This is a genomic window from Alteromonas sp. S005, assembly GCF_036864475.1.
Classification (GTDB): domain Bacteria; phylum Pseudomonadota; class Gammaproteobacteria; order Enterobacterales; family Alteromonadaceae; genus Alteromonas.
Genome location: NZ_JAZETN010000006.1, coordinates 1 through 20,392, shown reverse-complemented (window position 1 = coordinate 20,392; position 20,392 = coordinate 1). Strand labels below are relative to the sequence as shown.

Genomic DNA, 20,392 nt, shown 5'->3' with positions numbered 1-20,392 from the left:
GGATACCTCGTATCCTAGCGTATGTCATTAGTGTTTAAGTCTAGCGTGTAGTTCTTGAACTGACGCCACTTTATTGCGGTCATCGGCAGACTTAGCACGGATAGTTGCGAACGCAGCGTTCATCGTTGTAGTGTAGGTTACCTTGTTTACCAAGGCTTCACGACGAATGTACACTGAGTCGGTGATGGCTTGACGACCTTCCGTTGTGTTAATCAAATACGCGTATTCGCCGTTCTTGATAGCATCAACAATATTAGGGCGGCCCTCAGACATTTTGTTAACCACTGTGCTCATAATGCCAGCATCGTAAAGCTCAGTAGCCGTACCGCGGGTAGCTTCAATGCTGAAGCCCGCTTCAACCAACGCTTTTGCTAGTGCAATCATACGAGGCTTGTCGGTATCGCGTACTGAAATGAGCGCTTTACCTTGCTTAGGTAGTGGCGCACCAGCACCCAAGTTAGCTTTTGCATACGCCTCTTCGAAGGTATCGCCAACCCCCATTACTTCACCAGTAGAACGCATTTCTGGGCCTAATAGTGGGTCAACGCCTTGGAACTTCGCAAATGGAAGTACCACCTCTTTCACAGAGTAGAACGGAGGAATAACTTCTTCAGTTACCCCTTGCTCGGCTAAGCTCACACCTGCCATTGCACGTGCTGCTACTTTAGCAAGTGGAATACCCGTTGCTTTAGATACAAACGGCACAGTACGGGCTGCACGAGGGTTAACCTCGATTAGGTATACTTCACCATCTTTAATCGCAAACTGTGTATTCATCAAACCGACTACGCCAAGTTCAAGCGCCATGGCCTTAACTTGCTCACGCATGACGTCCTGAATCTCTTTTGAAAGCGAGTGTGGAGGCAATGAACATGCAGAGTCACCAGAGTGAACACCCGCTTGCTCAATGTGTTCCATAATGCCGCCAATTACTACGTCTTTACCGTCGCAGATAGCGTCGATATCAACTTCGATAGCATCGTCTAGGAAACGGTCTAGCAATACTGGCGCATCGTTAGACACTTTAACCGCTTCGTTTAGGTAACGCTTAAGGTCTTTCAGGTCATACACGATTTCCATTGCACGACCGCCTAGCACGTAGCTTGGGCGAACAACCAGTGGGAAGCCAATTTCTTCAGCCATAGTTAGCGCTTGCTCAACGTTAGTTACCGTGGCATTTGCAGGCTGCTTAAGGTTAAGCTTGTTCACCATTTGCTGGAAGCGCTCACGGTCTTCGGCACGGTCAATCGCTTCTGGTGAGGTACCGATAACCGGTACACCCGCCGCCTCTAGTGCACGAGCAAGTTTAAGCGGCGTTTGGCCACCATACTGCACGATAACGCCTTTCGGCTGCTCTTTAGCAACGATTTCAAGTACATCTTCCAGTGTTACTGGTTCGAAGTACAGACGGTCTGATGTGTCGTAATCGGTAGATACTGTCTCAGGGTTACAGTTAACCATAATGGTCTCGTAACCATCTTCACGCATTGAAAGCGCCGCGTGCACACAGCAGTAGTCGAACTCGATACCTTGACCAATGCGGTTTGGACCGCCGCCCAATACCATTATCTTGTCTTTGTCAGTTGGCGCTGCTTCGCACTCTTCGTCATACGTTGAATACATGTAAGCTGTGCTGGTAGAGAATTCTGCTGCACAAGTATCTACACGCTTGTAGACAGGAGAAATACCAAAGTCACGACGGGTTTCACGAATATCGCTTTCTGCCACTTTGGTTAGCTCAGCAAGACGCGCATCAGAGAAGCCTTTACGCTTAAGTGCGCGCATAAAGTCAGCATCAATGCCTGGTAAACCAAGCTCTGCTACTTTAGCTTCAAGAAGGATAAGGTCTTCAAGCTGCACTAAGTACCAACGGTCGATATTAGTAAGGTTGAATACTTCTTCAACCGTCATACCCATACGGAATGCATCACCAATGTACCAAATACGCTCTGCACCAGGTTGACGAAGCTCATAAACCACTTTATTTCGTGATTCAGGGTCTTCAAGGTCAACCATAGGGTTCAGGCCTGTCGCGCCTACCTCAAGACCGCGAAGGGCTTTTTGAAGCGACTCCTGTTGGTTACGACCAATAGCCATCACCTCACCTACCGACTTCATTTGGGTAGTTAGGCGGTCATTAGCACCGGCAAACTTCTCAAAGTTAAAGCGTGGGATCTTAGTCACTACGTAGTCGATAGACGGCTCGAAAGAGGCTGGCGTTAAGCCACCTGTAATATCATTTGCTAATTCATCTAGCGTATAACCTACCGCAAGTTTCGCTGCTACTTTCGCAATTGGGAAACCTGTTGCTTTCGAAGCAAGTGCTGATGAACGCGATACGCGAGGATTCATTTCGATGATTACTACACGACCAGTTTGCGGGTCTACACCGAACTGTACGTTTGAACCACCGGTTTCAACACCAATCTCGCGCAGTACAGCCATTGCTGCATTACGCATTAGCTGGAATTCTTTGTCAGTCAGGGTTTGTGCTGGAGCAACTGTGATTGAGTCGCCGGTATGCACGCCCATAGGGTCGAAGTTTTCGATAGTACATACAATAATGCAGTTATCTGCTTTATCGCGCACTACTTCCATTTCGTACTCTTTCCAACCTAGCAACGATTCATCAATAAGCAGCTCGTTGGTAGGAGAAAGATCAAGGCCGCGATGACAAATTTCGTTGAATTCATCAATGTTGTACGCGATACCGCCGCCAGTTCCACCCATGGTGAAAGACGGACGAATAATACAAGGGAAGCCGATGCGGCTTAATACATCGTGCGCTTCGTCCATGGTGTGCGCGATTTCCGCACGTGGGCACTCAAGACCGATGTTTTTCATCGCTTTATCAAAGCGCTCGCGGTTTTCTGCTTTGTCGATAGCATCTGCCGTAGCACCGATAAGCTCACAGCCGAACTCTTCTAGTACGCCATGCTTATCTAGCTCTAGCGCACAGTTAAGTGCAGTTTGACCACCCATTGTAGGTAAGATGGCATCTGGACGTTCTTTTTCGATGATCTTGCGAACTACTTCCCAATGAATAGGCTCGATATAAGTTGCATCTGCCATTTCTGGGTCGGTCATGATGGTCGCTGGGTTAGAGTTAACCAAAATAACACGGTAGCCTTCTTCGCGAAGAGCTTTACACGCTTGCGCGCCTGAATAGTCGAATTCACAAGCCTGGCCAATAACAATAGGGCCAGCACCAATGATAAGAATACTTTTTATGTCGGTACGTTTTGGCATAGTTGGCTAATTCCTACTGCTTGTGTTGTTCAATAAGTTCGATGAAGTGGTCGAATAACGGCGCCGCTTCATGAGGACCTGGACTGGCTTCAGGGTGACCCTGGAAGCTGAACGCAGGCTTGTCGGTGCGGTGAATACCCTGCAGCGACTTGTCGAACAACGAAATGTGAGTTACTTCTAGGTTATCTGGCAAGCTAGACTCATCAACAGCAAAACCGTGGTTTTGGCTGGTGATCATAACTACATTGCGCTTAAGGTCTTTAACTGGGTGGTTTGCCCCGTGGTGACCGAACTTCATCTTCACTGTCTTTGCACCACTTGCGATAGCAAGCAGCTGGTGACCAAGACAAATACCAAATACTGGCGTACCAGTTTCGACGATAGTTTTAATTGCGGTTACTGCGTAGTCACATGGCTCAGGATCGCCCGGGCCGTTTGACAAAAACACACCGTCAGGGTTCATAGCAAGCACATCTTCTGCAGGCGTTTGCGCTGGTACTAACGTAACTTTACAACCGCGGTCAGCCAGCATGCGAAGAATGTTGTTTTTAACACCGTAGTCGTAAGCAACAACGTGATATTTGAATTCACTAGGTGTTACGTAGCCTTTGCCAAGTACCCAGCTGCCTTCGGTCCATGTTTTTGGCTCAGTGATGCTCACTACTTTTGCCAAATCCATGCCTTTAAGACCAGGGAAAGCTTTTGCTTGCGCCAGTGCGCTAGACTCGTCTAATTCATCAGAGCAAATAATGCAGCCGTTTTGTGCACCTTTGTCTCGCAAGATACGCGTTAAACGGCGAGTATCTATATCAGCAATACCCACAACGCCTTTCGCTTTAAGGTATTCAGACAAAGTTTGCTGTTGACGAAAGTTACTAGCAACAAGAGGTAGGTCACGGATGATTAGACCTTTCGACCAGATTGTATCTGCTTCGACGTCTTCTTCGTTAGTGCCGGTGTTGCCAATGTGTGGATAAGTAAGGGTGATGAGTTGTTCAGCGTAGGATGGGTCGGTGATAATTTCTTGATAGCCGGTCATGGAAGTATTAAAAACAACTTCCCCAACGGCGGAGCCTGTAGCGCCTATCGCCGTACCTTTAAAAACAGAACCATCCTCTAACACCAAAAGGGCAGAATTAGCCAAGTCAACCTCCAGATTAAGGATAACTATGTGTTTGTGCAGTTTTTTGCACAAACCCCACAAAAAACGGGAGTTATTGATAACAATACATCCCGTTTTACGATCTTTGCAGCTAATAAAACCGCACTCTTCAGCCATTTTGGCGGCTTCAGAATACGAAATTCTGGCAAATTCCGGCGAGTATACATCACTGACCGAAAATGGCAAATTTATTTGTAATAATTTACTAAAATACCGCTTATACCACCTTTTTTGCGCAGAACCACCGAAAGTGCGGCTTATTGCTCATTTAAAGTGCAACTTTAGTTTAACACTTTGATAACGCCGAGGAGTTTGCATGCTTTTGAGCTATGGCACGCTCACATCCAAAAACGCCTACAGCTTTAAATTAAGTACATCAACCATGGAGTATAGACCAGGTTGTTTTTCATACAACCACTTTGCAGCATGCACAGCGCCTTTTGCAAAAGTTAGACGGCTTGATGCTTTGTGCGTAATCTCTAAGCGCTCACCAATATCCGCAAATAGTGCGGTATGCTCGCCAACGATGTCTCCGGCGCGAACTGTAGCAAAACCAATGGTACCTTGGTCTCGCTCAGGCTCTTTTCCTTCTCTGCCGTACACGGCACAGGTTTTTAAGTCGCGACCCAACTCATCGGCAATGGCTTCACCAATAGCCATAGCTGTGCCTGAAGGCGCATCTTGCTTAAACCTGTGGTGTGCTTCGGTAATTTCGATATCTGCCGTTTCACCTAGTACGTTGGCCGCTTGTCGAACTAGTGAAAGCATTAAGTTAACGCCCACACTGTAATTAGCAGCAAACACGATGGGAATATGCTTTGCGGCTGCATCTAACGCTGCTAACTGGGCATCGTTCAAACCGGTTGTACCGATTACAACAGGCATATTATTTTTCACGCACCACGCTAGGTTACTTTCAATGACCGAAGGCAAAGTAAAGTCGATCATCACATCTGCATCGTTACCGCTCAAGTTAGAAAGCGCAGTGCAATCGACATCTTTTTTACCAATACCGGCCAGTTCACCTACGTTTAGGCCAACCCAAGGTGAATCGTCGCGCACTGTAGCGACGCTTAGTTCAGCGTCTTCACTTAAATCCAACGCTTCGACTAACACGCGCCCCATGCGCCCGTTAGCGCCAAATATTCCTACTTTCATTTTATCGCTTTACACTTTTATTAACCTTCAACTGTCAGGCATTTTGCCAAATGCAGGTACTATTGCAATGTGAGATTCATATTAAATACGAATAATTAGAAACTAAGTGCGCCCTAAACCCTAGTGCTTTATTTGTCTACGCAAAGTACACGCACTAAAAATGTCTCTTAAACCTTCAATAGACCGACATAAGCTAAATATTTTGAGGTTTACGAACGGCCGGTTTTTAAGATAAAACATAGTATTATATGGTTAGGCTTTCTTGTGTTAACCAGCAAATTGGGAGACGCTATGGCTTAGATTTAATGACCTAGGTCTATTTATCGTTTTTCACGCTATTTAACGTGTGTTTAAGCTAGATAGGCCACCACAAAACGTGAAATACAATGACGATGAAGAAAACCCTTGTGTGGGACTTACCTACCCGACTATTTCATTGGCTGATTGTCGCGAGCCTATTAGCCCAATATGCCACCGTTGAATGGCTTGAAAACAAAGTCCAATGGCACTTCTATATAGGGTATTTCACCTTATTTCTTATTATGTTCCGCCTTATTTGGGGAGTGGTTGGTACACGGCACGCTAGGTTCAGTAACTTCGTCACTGGCCCTAAGAAGGTTTTTAGCTATGTAAAGACGCTTTTTAACAGGCAGTCAGAACCCGCTGTTGGGCACAACCCGCTAGGCGGCTGGTTTGTTATTGTTATGCTGGTGCTATTGGCCATACAAGCCGTATCTGGGCTATTTATGACAGACGATATTTTCTTGAACGGTCCTTATCGACAGTTAGCCAGTGAAGAAATATTAGATTTGATGAATAATCTGCACCACCTTGCATTTGATGCGTTACTTTATGTCATTGCTTTGCACATAGGCGCGGTTATTTTTTACAGCGTATATAAAAAGCAGAAATTGGTTCCCGCCATGGTGCACGGTAGTAAAGACTCGATAATAGAATCAAGAGCCGCAGGTATCGCGGACTCTCGACTGTTACGCGCACTTATTGTGGCGCTTATCGCTGCGGCGTTCGTTTATGTGGCAATTGAAGTGTATCCGCCAGAACCACAAGTAGATGAATATTACTATTGATCTGCACGACAACCTTTTGTCATTCACTAACAGCATAACGTCATTTCAATAATAAAGGGGCAAGAAGCCCCTTTATTGACTAAAGAAAAAATCGTTGAAAAGTACGCTTAGCGATCTCGCTTTTACCTATTCGCCGCTCATTGTTTCATTATATGGCGGCTGGTTCACGAACTAATCCCTTATCTCGCATTATCGATTCTATTTCTTCTACGCTTGACGGATCATCGATAGTCGAAGGGACGGCGACCGTTTCGTTGGCAGCAATTTGGCGCAGTAGCTTGCGAAGTATTTTACCTGACCGGGTTTTCGGTAGACGATTCACCACAATCGCTCGCTTAAAACAAGCTACTGGGCCAATTTTATCGCGAACTCGCTGAATCAAATCCTGTTCTAACGCTTTCTCGTCCACACTCACACCATCTTTTAGAAGAACAAGCCCAACCGGTAGTTGTCCTTTCAATGCATCATTAATTCCTATCACGCTGCACTCGGCAATATCTGGATGTGCCGCAAGCACTTCTTCCATTTCACCAGTAGACAAGCGGTGACCGGCAACATTTATAACATCATCGGTACGCCCCATAATAAATACGTAGCCGTCCTGATCCACATATCCATTGTCTCCAGTACTGTAGTACCCTTCGAATTCGCGTAAGTAGCCATCGACAAACCGCTGATGATCTTGCCAAATCGTGGTTAAGCAACCTGGAGGAAGGGGTAATTGAATCGCAATGGCACCCTTCTCTCCCGTAACTTGAGACGCTTCAGGCCCCTTTAAAACCTTAACGTTGAAGCCTGGTGTTGGCACACTTGAAGAGCCCGGTTTAGTTTGCATTGGTTCAAGGCCCATTGGATTGGAGCAAATAGGCCAACCAGTCTCGGTTTGCCACCAATGATCGATAATGGGCACGCCTACCTTCTCACTTGTCCAATAGTATGTGGGTGGGTCAAGCCGCTCGCCTGCCATAAACAAAGTACGCAAACTCGATGTATCGTACTTTGATAAATACTCGGCATTCGGATCGGCCTTTCGAATTGCTCGAAAGGCGGTAGGTGCAGCAAAAAGTACATTCACTTTGTGAGTTTCTATCATGCGCCAAAACGCCCCTGCGTCAGGGGTGCCAACGGGTTTACCTTCGTATAGTACAGTGGTTGCACCTTTTATAAGCGGTGCATAGACAATGTAAGAGTGGCCAACTACCCAACCCACATCTGATGCAGCCCAGAATACGTCGTCTTCACTCGTGCCATACACCGCGCTCATTGAGTAGTTTAATGCAACTGCATGACCACCGTTATCTCGAACCACGCCTTTGGGCTTTCCTGTGGTGCCTGATGTATAAAGAATATAAAGAGGATCTGTTGCATCAACGGCGACGGGAGAAGCTGGCTCACTATTTTCAACCAGAGTGTGCCAGTCGTAGTCAGTTTCTTTATTTAACTCTACAGTTAGCTGCTCTCGCTGAAACAAAACGCATGCTTTTGTCTTGTGCTCTGCTATTTTGACCGCCTCATCTACAAGAGGCTTATACGGTAAAACTTTGTTTCCCTCTATGCCACAGGACGCAGTAACTATTGCCACTGGCTTCGCATCATCTATACGTACAGCAAGTTCATTCGCTGCAAAACCGCCAAATACCACTGAATGCACCGCTCCCAATCGTGCACATGCAAGCATTGCGATTGCCGCCTGAGGGATCATCGGCATATAGATAATAACGCGGTCGCCTTTTTTAACACCTAGGCGAGATAGCCCTCCGGCAAATTGCGCTACCTCAGCAAGTAGCTCCTTGTAGGTAAAATGTTGGTCAGTTTGTGTTACCGGAGAGTCGTATATCAGTGCGGTTTTATCGCCACGACCATTATTAACGTGATGGTCAAGCGCTAGGTAACTTGTGTTTAGCTGCCCTCCTCTGAACCAGTCATAGTAACCGTTGTCTGTTTTTTGGCATCCCTTCTCTGGAGATTGAAACCACGCAATTTTGCGTGCTTGTTCTAACCAAAACTTATCGGGGTGCTGGGTAGAGGCAATATATTCATTTTTATAAGTCATATCCATTTCCTGAATAGGGTTTATATTTACCCTACTTCAACTCAACCCAACCTGCTTATAAGACTTAGGGCGTAGGTTCGCTAACGGCATGATTTACAAAAAATTAAAATTCCTGCAACACCTATAAACGCTTAAAAATTTGGAGAAATCTAACAAAACAAGTATTTATTCGTGCTTAGCAACTGTGGGACAGCCTCACTTAAATAGCTAATTTTGACAGTTAATTACCTTTTCACGCCAATCACTTATGCTCATTGGCTTGTCCAAGTAATAACCTTGAAATACGCTACAGCCACACGACTTTGCTTCGATTAGCTGTCCTGTGGTCTCTATCCCTTCAGCTACAGTATCAAGATTCAGTGCCCGCGCCATATTACAAATATTAGTGACAAAAGCGTGTTTTTCTTTTGACTCTTCTATTGCTTCAATAAAAACTCTATTTACTTTCAGTTCGTTTATTGGAAGCTCTTGAAGCGAGTTAAGATTTGAATCTCCAGTACCAAAATCAACAATAGATAAACTAAAACCTTGCTGCGCTAAATCTCGAACTCGGTGCTGTATAATATTCACACCTTTTATTAAGGCACCTTCTGTCAGTTCAAGTTTTAAACACTTATGTGCCACACTCCATTTGTTCACTATTTCTACGAATTTGCTGACAAAGTCTGCCCGGGCCAAGTGCTTCGCACTTATATTTAACGAAAGCTTAGTGTTAATGTTATTCACATTGCATTCGCTCAACAATTTACAGGCTTCATTACAGACCCATAATCCAACATCAGCAATAAAATCGTTCTGCTCGGCAATCGGAATAAACTCTTTAGGCGTGACGACTCCAAGATAAGGGTGATTCCATCTAAGCAATACTTCAGAGCTTACAAGGTTTCCACTACTACAATACTGAGGCTGCAATTCTAAAAACAACTCATGGTTAGCGATTGCTCGATTTAACGAGTTTTTTATGTAGTTATAACGATCTATATCACTGCCGCTGATATGCAAATAAGCGTGTTGCCTCTCGTCGTCCAAGTATTTAATATCTTCATTGACGACCTTTCTAAATATAAGCTCTTTTATTTTTTTGTACGACAAATGCTTTGGGGGGACAGCACAGCTTACTGTCTTTGTTTCTGTAGCCAACGCTCTATTATGCAGGGTGATCGGTACTAAAACGTTGTCTCGAAGACAATGAATACACTTTAGTGCCGCGTTTTTCGCCGTGGAATCATCTTCGTAACGAGTTCTTAAGTGGAGAATAAAGGTACCGCGATCGCATTTAAATACTTTTGCATTGAACTCTTCATTGGTTTCAAAAACACGAACGAAGCGGCTGGCCAATATACGTAGAATGTAGTCAACGGTCGGTTCTCCAAACGCATCTTCATACTCAGCAACGTTGACAAGGCTAATCCTAATAAACACAGAGAGCGCCTTATCTGACGTTGTTAAAGCAGCTTTATCTAAAAGATATTGCTTGAAATGATGAATATTTGAAAGTCCGGTTAAAGGATCTGTCAATGCTAATTGTTTGAAGCGAGCTACTTCAAAGTTCAATTTTGAAACCGTGCGAATACTTGCAATGACAAGCTCTTGGTTGTGTACCTTGCATGTTTTAAAACTAACATCACACGCTATTCGTTTTCCATTTTTGTGGCGTAGGCATTCGTTTACTGTCGCAAACTTTGAACAGTGCGCTACTCCTTCGGCTAAATTTAGCAGGTAAGAAGGCTCAACACTGTTTTGAACCTTTGTCGCTAGTAACTTAACGTCTTGACCTATTAGCTCTTCTGGCTCAAACCCCAACACAGAAGCAACATATTCGTTTGCCGATAGTATGGTGCCATTTTGGTCAATGCTGAGCACAGCACTATCAACGCCATTCAAGATACTTGTTAGATAGTCTGTGTAATTGTGTTGTGAATCAGACAGTCGCTGAGTTTCCGTTTCATCCTGGACGACACCGTACAAGCGAGTAAGTTTTAAGCCTAAATTAGCATGGCGCCCCACCTGCAAAAATACGGTTAGTTTTATATTTTTAGTTCGCCCTTGCTTGTCGGTAATAGTGAGATACTTCGTAAAGTGTCTTTGCTTCTTTATTGCTTTGAGAATTTGTTGTTTAAGGTCGTCTCTATCTTCAAAGGGAATAACTTCAAGCGCATCTTGTAAGTTAACGCTTTTTGAATGTAGTAACCCTAACAAGCTTTTCATGGTTTGGGTTGAAGAAAACGCGCCTGTGAATCTGTCTATTTGCCACGCTCCTACTTTTGAAATAGCACTTACTTCTTCAAGGAGTGACAGCTGTTCAGTTAACTTATCTGAATAGGGATGCCTGACAAGCTCATACTGGTAATTTAATTCTACTTTTTGGCGCAGGATATCTATGTAAGTATGTTGATGTGCGCTTAAATTGCTTTGTTTTACAAACGTAAGTACAACCCCCAGCACGTCGTTTTGCATATCCCTTACAGCTGCCACAACAACATAGTGTTCACGAAAGCTTTCTAATGGTTGGGGTAAAGTGAAATCACTCACAGGTAACGGTGCACTCATTGGCGTTAAAGGGAGCATGAGTAACATATGAGGTGGGAAAACAACGAGATGTGAATCGGTCTGTAAGTGTTCGCTATCACTTGCGATTATTGTGGCGCGACCGCTATTAAAGTTTAATGAAACCAACAATATGCAAGGCGACTCTATATTATGCCTACTTTCAGTAAGTAACGCAGAAATACTATTCTGGGTTACTCGTATTGTGGAAAGCATGCGTTCACTGCGTAAATCCATCTAAGCAAGTCCTCAAAAACAAAAAAACTCAGCGAATATAAAGCGCAGCCAATCTACCTACACCGAAAACATTTGGAGTATTGCCGGACGCTAAAACGCTTCGTTATTTTTCAACAGTGACACGTTACCTTATAAAAACCCCCGTCTCGGTACCTTTATAGGTAAGCTATTTATCGTTATTAGATTTATTTATACGTTCGTTAATTCTTTAAACATAAACAAAATCTGTTCATATTTCCAGCAGATTATAAACAATAGATAGGCACGCTCGATAAAGTCAAAGAGTTTGATGAAAGAGAGAGAAAATAAGCCTTGATTGCTTGACACTGTCTTATAAAACAAGAATCTTAGTATTAACACGCCTCGAAATGCCCATTGAAAGTGATAGGCGCAGAAAGAATGGGTGCTGCTGAAAAGTGGTGGAGCACTGGCCTCAACAGCACCTAGAAATTAGTCTTTTTTGTAGTCATCGTGGCAAGACTTACAGCTTGCCCCTATTTTACCAATAGCACCGCGATACGCGCTCTTGTCACTCGCATCCACTGCAGCTTGAAGACCTTGTGCGGCCGTTTTAAGTGCCATCACTTTCTTTTCTACATCTGAGAAGTTTTCCCAAATTTCATCCTTTGCACCAGTTTCTACGTCAAACTTACGTGTGTCGACGGCTAGATAGTCACCCATCATGTCGGCAAGCTGCTCAAGACGTACAGCGTTGGTTTGCATTACGCTTTCATTGAACGGAAGCGCGCCTTTGGCCATACCACCCAAGGGGCCCATGTTGCTTCGAACTAATTGAAAAACAGCCTGGCGGTACTGAGTTGCTGCTTTAGCGTGTTTTTCAGATGAAGCTTCCATAACTTCAGCTGTCGCTGAGCCTGAAATCACTGCACCAACGGTTACTGCTACGATCATTGCTTTATTAAATAGTCTCATGCCTGTTCCCTTTTTTAATTACTGATTATCTGCTACTACTTTTGCCGATATTTTATCTTTTACTTGTGAGTCTATCGTGACGAATAGTTCGTTTTAGCGCAAGAAATTTAACGGTGAACAAGCGTATTCAAGGGATTAGCCGCACCTAGCCCACTATCAACTAATATTCGAATGAAAAGGGACACCCACCTACTTCACCTTTACAAAGTACAGGTTTGGACAGACACTCGCTCTAGCCTCATAAAGAAGTACAGGTTTGGACAGTCACTCCATTTTATCTCGTTTAAAAAGCGAAACCGTCCTAATAAATTATAGGCGTAGTAAATTTGTACTTAGGCACAAAAAAGCCCTCTCTAGGAGGGCTTTGAATCTAAAATAAGTGCAAAACTAGTTAGTTAAGTCGTCAAAAAATTTCTTCACGCCGTCGAAGAAACCCTGCGCTTTCGGGCTGTGCTTGCTCGACGCTTTGCCCATTGACTCTTCTAGCTCTTGCAGAAGCTCTTTTTGACGTGATGACAAGTTAACTGGTGTTTCAACCACAACCTTGCACATCAAGTCGCCCATAGCGCCACTTCGCACTGACTTAACGCCTTTACCACGTAAACGGAACATGCGGCCAGTCTGCGTTTCGGCACTAATTTTCAGCTTAACTTTACCGTCTAAAGTAGGTACTTCAAGTTCGCCGCCGAGTGCTGCTGTAGTAAAGCTTAGCGGTACTTCACAATACAGGTTATTGCCGTCGCGTTGGAAGATGTCGTGTTCACGAACGTGTACTTGTACGTACAGGTCACCCGCTGGAGCACCATTCTCGCCCGCTTCGCCTTCGCCAGAAAGACGAATACGGTCTCCTGTGTCTACGCCTGCAGGGATCTTAACATTAAGAGTCTTAGTCTTTTCTTTGCGACCATGACCGTGACAGCTGTTACAAGGATCTTCAATAATCTTGCCCTTGCCTGAACATGTCGGACAGGTTTGCTGTACAGCAAAGAAACCTTGGCGCATTTGAACCTGACCGTTGCCGTGGCAGGTTGGACAGGTTTTAGGTGAAGAACCTTTTTTCGCGCCTGAACCGTCGCACACGTCACATTCGACCAGCGTAGGTACGCGAATATCAACGCTCTTACCGCGAACCGCTTCTTCTAAGCTTAGCTCTAGGTTGTAACGTAGGTCTGAACCTTGACGAGCACGCGACTGACGTCCACCGCGACCACCGCCGCCAAAGATATCACCAAAAACATCGCCAAAGATATCGCCGAAGTCGGCACCACCACCGAAGCCGCCGCCACCGCGGTTTGGATCAACACCTGCGTGGCCGTATTGGTCGTATGCTGCACGCTTCTGCGAATCTGACAGAATTTCGTAGGCTTCCTGGATTTCTTTAAACTTATCTTCCAGGCCTTTATCGCCTTGCGTACGGTCAGGGTGATACTTCATCGCAAGCTTTTTGTACGCTTTTTTAATTTCACGTTCGCCCGCGCTTTTATCTACCCCGAGTACTTCGTAGTAGTCTCGTTTCGACATATCGTTTACATATCCTACTTTTTTGTCGACAAGCTTGTAGTGCTCGTCGAATCTACATCTGACTGTTGTGAAAATAACCTGTTTAGTTTTTTAATAACGCCTAGTAGTTTACACCAAGCTATTTACACCAAGTTATTTACACAACAAAGGCGCAACAAGAAATTCCTGATGCGCCTGAACTGCTTAAACGGCCCGTTACTTTGAACTAACGGGCCTGACACAACAGTTTACTTCTTGTCGTCGTCTTTCACTTCTTCAAATTCTGCGTCAACAACGTCGTCGTTTGCTTGACCAGAAGAAGCTTGCTGCTCAGCGCCTTCTGCGCCACCAGCTGCTGCTTGTTGAGCTTGCGCCGCTTCCATCAGCTTGCTAGACGCTTGAATAAGTTCTTGTGTTTTCGCTTCGATTTCCGCTTTGTCTTCGCCTTTAGACGCTGTTTCTAGCGCAGTAAGGGCTTCTTCAATTGGCGCTTTGTCTTCTGCACTTAGTGCATCGCCAACTTCTTCAAGCTGCTTACGTGTAGCGTGGACCATGCCATCAGCTTGGTTGCGCGCTTGAATTAGCTCTTCAAACTTCGCATCCGCTTCTTTGTTCGCTTCTGCGTCTGCTACCATTTTTTCTACTTCTTCATCGCTTAGACCTGAAGAAGCTTTGATAGTGATCTTCTGCTCTTTACCTGTGTCTTTATCTTTCGCAGACACGTGTAGGATACCGTCAGCATCAAGGTCGAAGGTAACTTCGATTTGCGGCACACCGCGCGCTGCTGGACGAATACCTTCAAGGTTGAACTGACCAAGAGACTTGTTGCCGCTTGACTGCTTACGCTCACCTTGTAGTACGTGTACTGTTACCGCAGACTGGTTGTCTTCCGCTGTAGAGAACGTTTGCGACTTCTTAGTAGGGATAGTCGTGTTTTTCTCGATAAGCGCAGTCATTACACCACCCATTGTCTCGATACCTAGAGACAAAGGAGTAACGTCTAGAAGTAGTACATCTTTAACGTCACCAGAAAGTACACCACCTTGAATTGCCGCACCTACAGCTACTGCTTCATCAGGGTTAACGTCTTTACGTGGCTCTTTACCGAAGAACTCAGTTACATACTTCTGTACTAGCGGCATACGCGTTTGACCACCAACAAGGATGATATCGTTGATATCGCCTACAGATAGGTCTGAATCAGCTAGTGCTTGCTTAAGCGGGTTAAGCGAGTTTTTCACTAAGTCTTCAACTAGAGACTCAAGTTTTGCACGAGTAAGCTTAATTGCTAAGTGCTTAGGACCTGTTGCATCAGCCGTGATGTAAGGCAGGTTTACTTCTGTCTGTTGTGAAGAAGAAAGCTCGATTTTGGCTTTCTCGCCAGCTTCTTTAAGACGCTGCATTGCAAGCGGATCTTTGCGAAGGTCGATGCCTTGATCTTTTTTGAACTCTTCAACTAGGTAGTTAATAACACGGTTATCGAAGTCTTCACCACCAAGGTGTGTGTCACCGTTAGTTGCTAGTACTTCAAACGTGTGCTCGCCATCTACTTCGTCAATTTCGATGATAGAGATATCGAAGGTACCACCACCTAAGTCGTATACCGCAACAACATTGTCGCCTTGCTTTTTGTCCATGCCGTAAGCAAGAGCAGCAGCAGTAGGCTCGTTGATGATACGCTTAACTTCAAGACCTGCGATACGACCTGCATCTTTAGTCGCTTGACGCTGAGAGTCGTTAAAGTAAGCAGGAACAGTGATTACTGCACCAGTTACTTCCTCGCCAAGATAGTCTTCAGCGGTCTTCTTCATTTTCTTAAGTACTTCAGCAGAAACCTGAGGAGGCGCCATTTTTTCGCCTTTCGCTTCTACCCATGCGTCACCGTTATCAGCACCTACAATTTTGAAAGGCATGATGTCGATATCGCGCTGAACTTCTTTATCTTGGAAACGACGACCAATTAGACGCTTGATAGCGAATAAGGTGTTTTCAGGGTTAGTAACCGCCTGACGCTTCGCTGATTGACCTACAAGCGTTTCACCATCGTTTGTGTAAGCGATGATTGATGGCGTTGTACGATCGCCTTCCGCGTTTTCAATTACGCGAGGTTTGTCGCCGTCTAGAACTGCGACACATGAATTCGTTGTACCTAAATCGATACCAATGATTCTACCCATTTCGTGTCTCCGAATAAGTTTCTTAATACTGTACTTTTAGTGGGGTTATTCCCCGTCTTTTCAATAGATGCCAGTAAAAAAACTGACATTTTCGTGTGTTTGTCGCAAAAAAGCGTATTAAGCTTGCGTATCCACACCGTCGCTTGGCGCGCGCGATACCATAACCATGGCAGGGCGTAACAAACGGCCGTTAATTTGATAACCTTTCTGCATTACAGCCATTACTGTGTTTGGCTCGTGATCTGCACTTTCTTGCATAGACATCGCCTGATGCAAATCTGGATTGAAGGTTTCACCCTGCGGATCAATAAGGCTTAATCCGAATTTCTCAATAGTGCTCAAGAAAGTTTTGTGGGTCATTTCCACACCTTCAAGAAGCGGCTTAACTGCTTCATTGTCACCGTCGGTCATTTCTATCGCGCGTTCTAGATTGTCGATAACCGGAAGCAATTCGCCCGCGAAACGCTCAAGAGCGAATTTACGTGCCTTTTCTACTTCACCTTCAGCACGACGACGTGCGTTGTCAGCGTCTGCACGCGCACGAAGCACGCCATCTTGCTGTTCTTTAATCGTTGCTTGCGCTTCAGAAAGTGCGGTTTCTAGTTCATAAATGCGCTGTGCATTTTCATCTAGTTCTACACCTTCTGCTTCTGACGCTTCTACTTGCGCATCTTCTGCGCCTAGTACAGTTTCATCAACTGAATTTTCTTGTTCTGCCTGCACGTCGCGATTATCGCTCATGCCTACCTCCAAACGTTTTTCTAAATTAGGCATCACCCAACCAAATTAAATTAGTGGGAATGAGTCTGTTGCGCTTAGTTATGGGGCTAGATTTAGGGTGATCAAGGGTATCCACAATATTTTTGTGGATGATTTTTAAAAAATCGTGGGAGATGTGCCATTTGTAAAAATCATGTTATTGTCGGAACATAAAAACTGCACAATCACGCGTTTTGAAAATGCCTGCAACGACATGGACGGGCTATTACACGGAATATCTATGCTAAGTATCTGGACGGTTGGCACTATCGTCGGTTTTTACCTTCTCGCGCTTTTCGCTTTAGCATTTTGGGGCGATAAACACTTACGTGATAATCGGCAACACCCTGCATTGTATAGTCTTGGGTTAGGCGTACACTGTACATCTTGGGCATTTTTTGGCACTACGTCGCAAGCAGCACAGTACGGATGGGCAGTCATCCCCACTTATTTAGGGATTATGCTGACTATGGCATTTGCATTTCCTGTGGTGCTTCATATAAGTAGACTGTGTCAACAACATAACATTAGTTCTTTAGCGGACCTCATCTCACTTAAGTACCAGCACTCTCATTTAATTGCCGCACTTATCACGCTGCTATGTTTTTTTGGCGTTGTGCCCTATATAGCCTTGCAGCTAGACGCCATTACGAAATCGATAAATTTACTCACCGCAGAGCCTCAATCAAGCACACCTTGGTTGAGTATTTACGTGGCAAGTTTACTGGCCATATTTGCCATAACCTTTGGCACGCGCACGCTAAATTTGACCGAAAAACATCCAGGGTTACTTCTGACCATTGCTTTCGAGTCGGTGATAAAGCTTGTGGCACTTTTGGCAGTAGGCGTTTTTGTTTGCTTCTTTTTATTCGATGGTGTCTTGGATTTGGTATCAAATGCTGCCTCAAATGCTAGTGCCAGAGGTGTTATTTACGCTGATAGCGCACCCTGGGTTTATGCATCACATGTAGTTTTAGGCGCTTGTTCCATGTTCGTACTACCAAGGCAGTTTCACATGAATTTCGTTGAGCAAAACGGTGAGGGTGAACTTAAAACCGCGAGATGGCTATTTCCACTCTATTTATTTGGTATGACGCTGTTTGTTATCCCCATCGCTCTTGCCGGCAAAATGCTGCTTCCGGCAACAGTAAGTTCAGATGCCTACGTACTCGCCCTGCCCTTATCGACCGAAAACATCGCCCTTTCAGGCTTTGCTTTTATTGGGGGGTTATCGGCTACTACTAGCATGGTAATTGTAGCTACCCTAGCCCTTGGAATCATGATTTCTAATAATGTGGTCACCCCACTTTGGCTAAAAGCACGCTTGAAAACATCACCAAACCGCTCTATGGAGCCAAGCAATATTCTCTCTATCCGGCGACTTACCGTTTTAATCGTACTTAGCATTGCACTGTGGTATCACTTAAATATTAGCCAAGCTGCGCCTTTGGTGAAAAGCGGCGTTATCGCCATAGCTTTATTGGGGCAGTGTATGCCCGCACTTATGTTTGGTATTTACTGGCAACGGAGTACAAAAGCTGCAGCTATTTGCGCATTGCTAGTAGGCTTTATTTGTTGGGCCGTATTTTTGCTCTACCCCAGTTTAATGTCTAGCTACTATTTTGACCCAGTACCTACTGACCAGGCTTTAGGTCTAGGTTTTGCTTATTCATTAATAGCTAACTGCATAACCTTTGTTGCAGTAGCGCTGATCACATCAGAACGTAGCGCTAAACAGGATAATATAGAAGCACCACATGATGGTGCTCCTCATCTACTCGTAAAAGTCCGTGATTTAATAGCGCTTACTGAGCGTGTCCTTGATATCGGTACTCACAGTCAACTTGTGCAGCAGCTTTCGGTGGATGTTAACCGCGCCTCAAGTAACGGATATGCCAGCCAGGCTCTTATTGACAGAGTGGATGAACTGCTTGCCGCCCAAGTGGGAGCGCCCAGTGCACGAATATTATTGGGGGCCATTGCAAATACCAGCAGTGATAGCTTGCCTGAGTTAGTTGATTGGGTAGAAGAAGCGTCCCAATCATTTCAATTCAACCACGAAGTACTTCAATCGTCTGTGCAAAATATCGAGCAAGGTATAAGTGTACTCGATGACAAACTACAGTTGCTGGCCTGGAATGACAGATATACAGAGCTCTTCGCCTATCCTAAGGGATTTCTCAAAGCAGGCATGTCTATTACTGAAATACTCAGCTATAACGCCAAGCGCGGTTTATTTAGCTCCTCTAACATAGAGCCTGAGCCCTTCACCATTCAGTCTGAAATTGATAAACGCGTTAGTTTTATGTTGGATGGTAGTCGCCATAAATTCATTAGAAAACAAGCTGATGGAAAAGTAATAGAATTAAACGGCGCTCCGCTTCCTGGTGGTGGATATGTGACTACTTACAGTGACATAACAGAATACATCGCAATTCAACAGCAGCTCGAAAACTCGAAATCGGAGCTGGAGGAACGGGTAGCTATGCGCACCGCAGAGTTAGAGGAGGCTAGGCGTCAGGCAGTGCTGGCAAATGAGAGTAAAACGAAGTTTCTCGCAGCTGCCGGCCATGACTTAATGCAGCCTTTTAATGCGGCGGCGCTGTTTGCCTCGATGCTCAGTAAAAAAGCCCAAAGCGGTGAAATGGCAGACCTGTCTAAGGGAGTCGTCAACTCACTTGATAGTGCCCAGAGTATACTTACAATGTTACTGGACATGACCAAGCTAGACGCTGGAGTGTTAAAAGTTCAAAAAGGCGTTTTTCCTTTAAATGAAATTTTATCTTCGTTAGCCCAAGAATTTAGTATCATTGCTGAGCAAAAAGGCGTCTGCCTTAGCTACATCCCCTCAAGTTTATTTGTATATAGTGATAAAAATTTACTGAGAAGAGTAGTTCAAAATTTACTGTCAAACGCCGTTCGCTATACGTCAACAGGAAAAATAGTAGTCGGTATAAGAAGAGCAGCATGTTTAAACGAAAACATTGAAAAGTCTAAAAAGATAAGAATAGTAGTCTGTGATACCGGTAATGGCATCGCCGCCGATGAGCAACAAAACATTTTTAGTGAATTCCATCAGTTAGATAATCCAAATAGTAGTGAAGGCATCGGTTTAGGTTTAACGATAGTTGAACGAATATGCCGCTTGCTAGGCCATCGAATATCACTAGAATCAACTATTGGGAGAGGCAGCTGTTTCTCTATTCATCTAGATTTAGCGCATACACCTGAGCCATGCAACCACCAACATATTGCTCATAACCCACCTTTTCAGCTATCAAAAAATTCTGAGCCCAATGTCAATTCGCCTTCAGCTTTTTTACTTGGGCGCTCTGTATTGCTTATAGAGAATGATGATCAGGTCGCAGCAGCAATGCGTTCATTGCTAGGAGATTGGGGAGCTGAGGTTTACTGGATTAAAGGACAGCAGGATACCCTCCCTACTAGAAAAAACTTTGACGTACTAATTGCAGACTATCACCTAAATGCGGGTGAGAAAGGTATTGAGTGTGCAGACCTACTTGCTCAA

Annotated in this window: 11 protein-coding genes; 2 read left to right on the top strand and 9 right to left on the bottom strand. The window is 44.8% G+C overall.

Going from position 1 to position 20,392, the window contains the following annotated elements:
• Nucleotides 1-27: 27 nt before the first annotated feature.
• From carB to dapB, 3 genes are all read right to left on the bottom strand, one after another.
• Nucleotides 28-3,249: a carbamoyl-phosphate synthase large subunit gene (gene carB, locus V7R55_RS09220; protein WP_334059209.1), complete on the bottom strand. Its 3,222-nt coding sequence runs from the start codon at nucleotides 3,247-3,249 to the stop codon at nucleotides 28-30.
• 13 nt (nucleotides 3,250-3,262) lie between these two features.
• On the bottom strand, nucleotides 3,263-4,393 hold the full coding sequence (gene carA / locus V7R55_RS09215; RefSeq protein WP_334059208.1) for a glutamine-hydrolyzing carbamoyl-phosphate synthase small subunit: 1,131 nt from the start codon (nucleotides 4,391-4,393) through the stop codon (nucleotides 3,263-3,265).
• A 372-nt stretch (nucleotides 4,394-4,765) separates the two neighbouring features.
• On the bottom strand, nucleotides 4,766-5,569 hold the full coding sequence (gene dapB, locus V7R55_RS09210) for a 4-hydroxy-tetrahydrodipicolinate reductase (RefSeq protein WP_334059207.1): 804 nt from the start codon (nucleotides 5,567-5,569) through the stop codon (nucleotides 4,766-4,768).
• Between the two features lie 392 nt (nucleotides 5,570-5,961).
• Between dapB and V7R55_RS09205 the strand changes: the two genes are divergently transcribed.
• Nucleotides 5,962-6,657, top strand: coding sequence for a cytochrome b/b6 domain-containing protein (locus tag V7R55_RS09205; protein WP_334059334.1), 696 nt, complete (start codon nucleotides 5,962-5,964; stop codon nucleotides 6,655-6,657).
• 148 nt (nucleotides 6,658-6,805) lie between these two features.
• Here V7R55_RS09205 and V7R55_RS09200 read toward each other — a convergent pair whose 3' ends face one another.
• The 6 genes from V7R55_RS09200 to grpE all read right to left on the bottom strand — a co-directional run bounded on the left by V7R55_RS09200 (nucleotide 6,806) and on the right by grpE (nucleotide 16,845).
• Entirely contained in the window at nucleotides 6,806-8,710 is a 1,905-nt protein-coding gene (locus tag V7R55_RS09200) for a propionyl-CoA synthetase (RefSeq protein ID WP_334059206.1), read from the bottom strand.
• A gap of 207 nt (nucleotides 8,711-8,917) precedes the next feature.
• Nucleotides 8,918-11,494 carry a bifunctional diguanylate cyclase/phosphodiesterase gene (locus tag V7R55_RS09195; RefSeq protein WP_334059205.1) on the bottom strand — a complete coding sequence of 859 codons (2,577 nt, stop codon included), beginning with the start codon at nucleotides 11,492-11,494 and terminating at the stop codon, nucleotides 8,918-8,920.
• 450 nt (nucleotides 11,495-11,944) lie between these two features.
• On the bottom strand, nucleotides 11,945-12,427 hold the full coding sequence (locus V7R55_RS09190) for a c-type cytochrome (RefSeq protein WP_334059204.1): 483 nt from the start codon (nucleotides 12,425-12,427) through the stop codon (nucleotides 11,945-11,947).
• Nucleotides 12,428-12,814: 387 nt separating this feature from the next.
• Nucleotides 12,815-13,948, bottom strand: a complete 1,134-nt coding sequence (gene dnaJ / locus V7R55_RS09185; RefSeq protein ID WP_015066791.1) for a molecular chaperone DnaJ — start codon at nucleotides 13,946-13,948, stop codon at nucleotides 12,815-12,817.
• 227 nt (nucleotides 13,949-14,175) lie between these two features.
• Nucleotides 14,176-16,104 carry a molecular chaperone DnaK gene (dnaK, locus tag V7R55_RS09180; RefSeq protein WP_334059203.1) on the bottom strand — a complete coding sequence of 643 codons (1,929 nt, stop codon included), beginning with the start codon at nucleotides 16,102-16,104 and terminating at the stop codon, nucleotides 14,176-14,178.
• A gap of 117 nt (nucleotides 16,105-16,221) precedes the next feature.
• The gene (grpE, locus tag V7R55_RS09175; RefSeq protein ID WP_334059202.1) at nucleotides 16,222-16,845 is read right to left on the bottom strand and encodes a nucleotide exchange factor GrpE; all 624 of its coding nucleotides are present in this window, start codon (nucleotides 16,843-16,845) and stop codon (nucleotides 16,222-16,224) included.
• A 259-nt stretch (nucleotides 16,846-17,104) separates the two neighbouring features.
• Here grpE and V7R55_RS09170 point away from each other — a divergent pair.
• Nucleotides 17,105-20,392 (top strand): sodium:solute symporter family transporter (locus V7R55_RS09170; RefSeq protein WP_334059201.1); only part of this gene is annotated, 3,288 nt, incomplete at its 3' end.

Bases quoted from the DNA above. Each gene is read 5' to 3' on its own strand.
- V7R55_RS09205 (WP_334059334.1), top strand. From the start codon at position 5,962: ATGAAGAAAACCCTTGTGTGGGACTTACCTACCCGACTATTTCATTGG.
- carB (WP_334059209.1), bottom strand. From the start codon at position 3,249: ATGCCAAAACGTACCGACATAAAAAGTATTCTTATCATTGGTGCTGGC.
- V7R55_RS09200 (WP_334059206.1), bottom strand. From the start codon at position 8,710: ATGACTTATAAAAATGAATATATTGCCTCTACCCAGCACCCCGATAAG.
- dapB (WP_334059207.1), bottom strand. From the start codon at position 5,569: ATGAAAGTAGGAATATTTGGCGCTAACGGGCGCATGGGGCGCGTGTTA.
- V7R55_RS09190 (WP_334059204.1), bottom strand. From the start codon at position 12,427: ATGAGACTATTTAATAAAGCAATGATCGTAGCAGTAACCGTTGGTGCA.
- grpE (WP_334059202.1), bottom strand. From the start codon at position 16,845: ATGAGCGATAATCGCGACGTGCAGGCAGAACAAGAAAATTCAGTTGAT.
- V7R55_RS09195 (WP_334059205.1), bottom strand. From the start codon at position 11,494: ATGGATTTACGCAGTGAACGCATGCTTTCCACAATACGAGTAACCCAG.
- dnaJ (WP_015066791.1), bottom strand. From the start codon at position 13,948: ATGTCGAAACGAGACTACTACGAAGTACTCGGGGTAGATAAAAGCGCG.
- dnaK (WP_334059203.1), bottom strand. From the start codon at position 16,104: ATGGGTAGAATCATTGGTATCGATTTAGGTACAACGAATTCATGTGTC.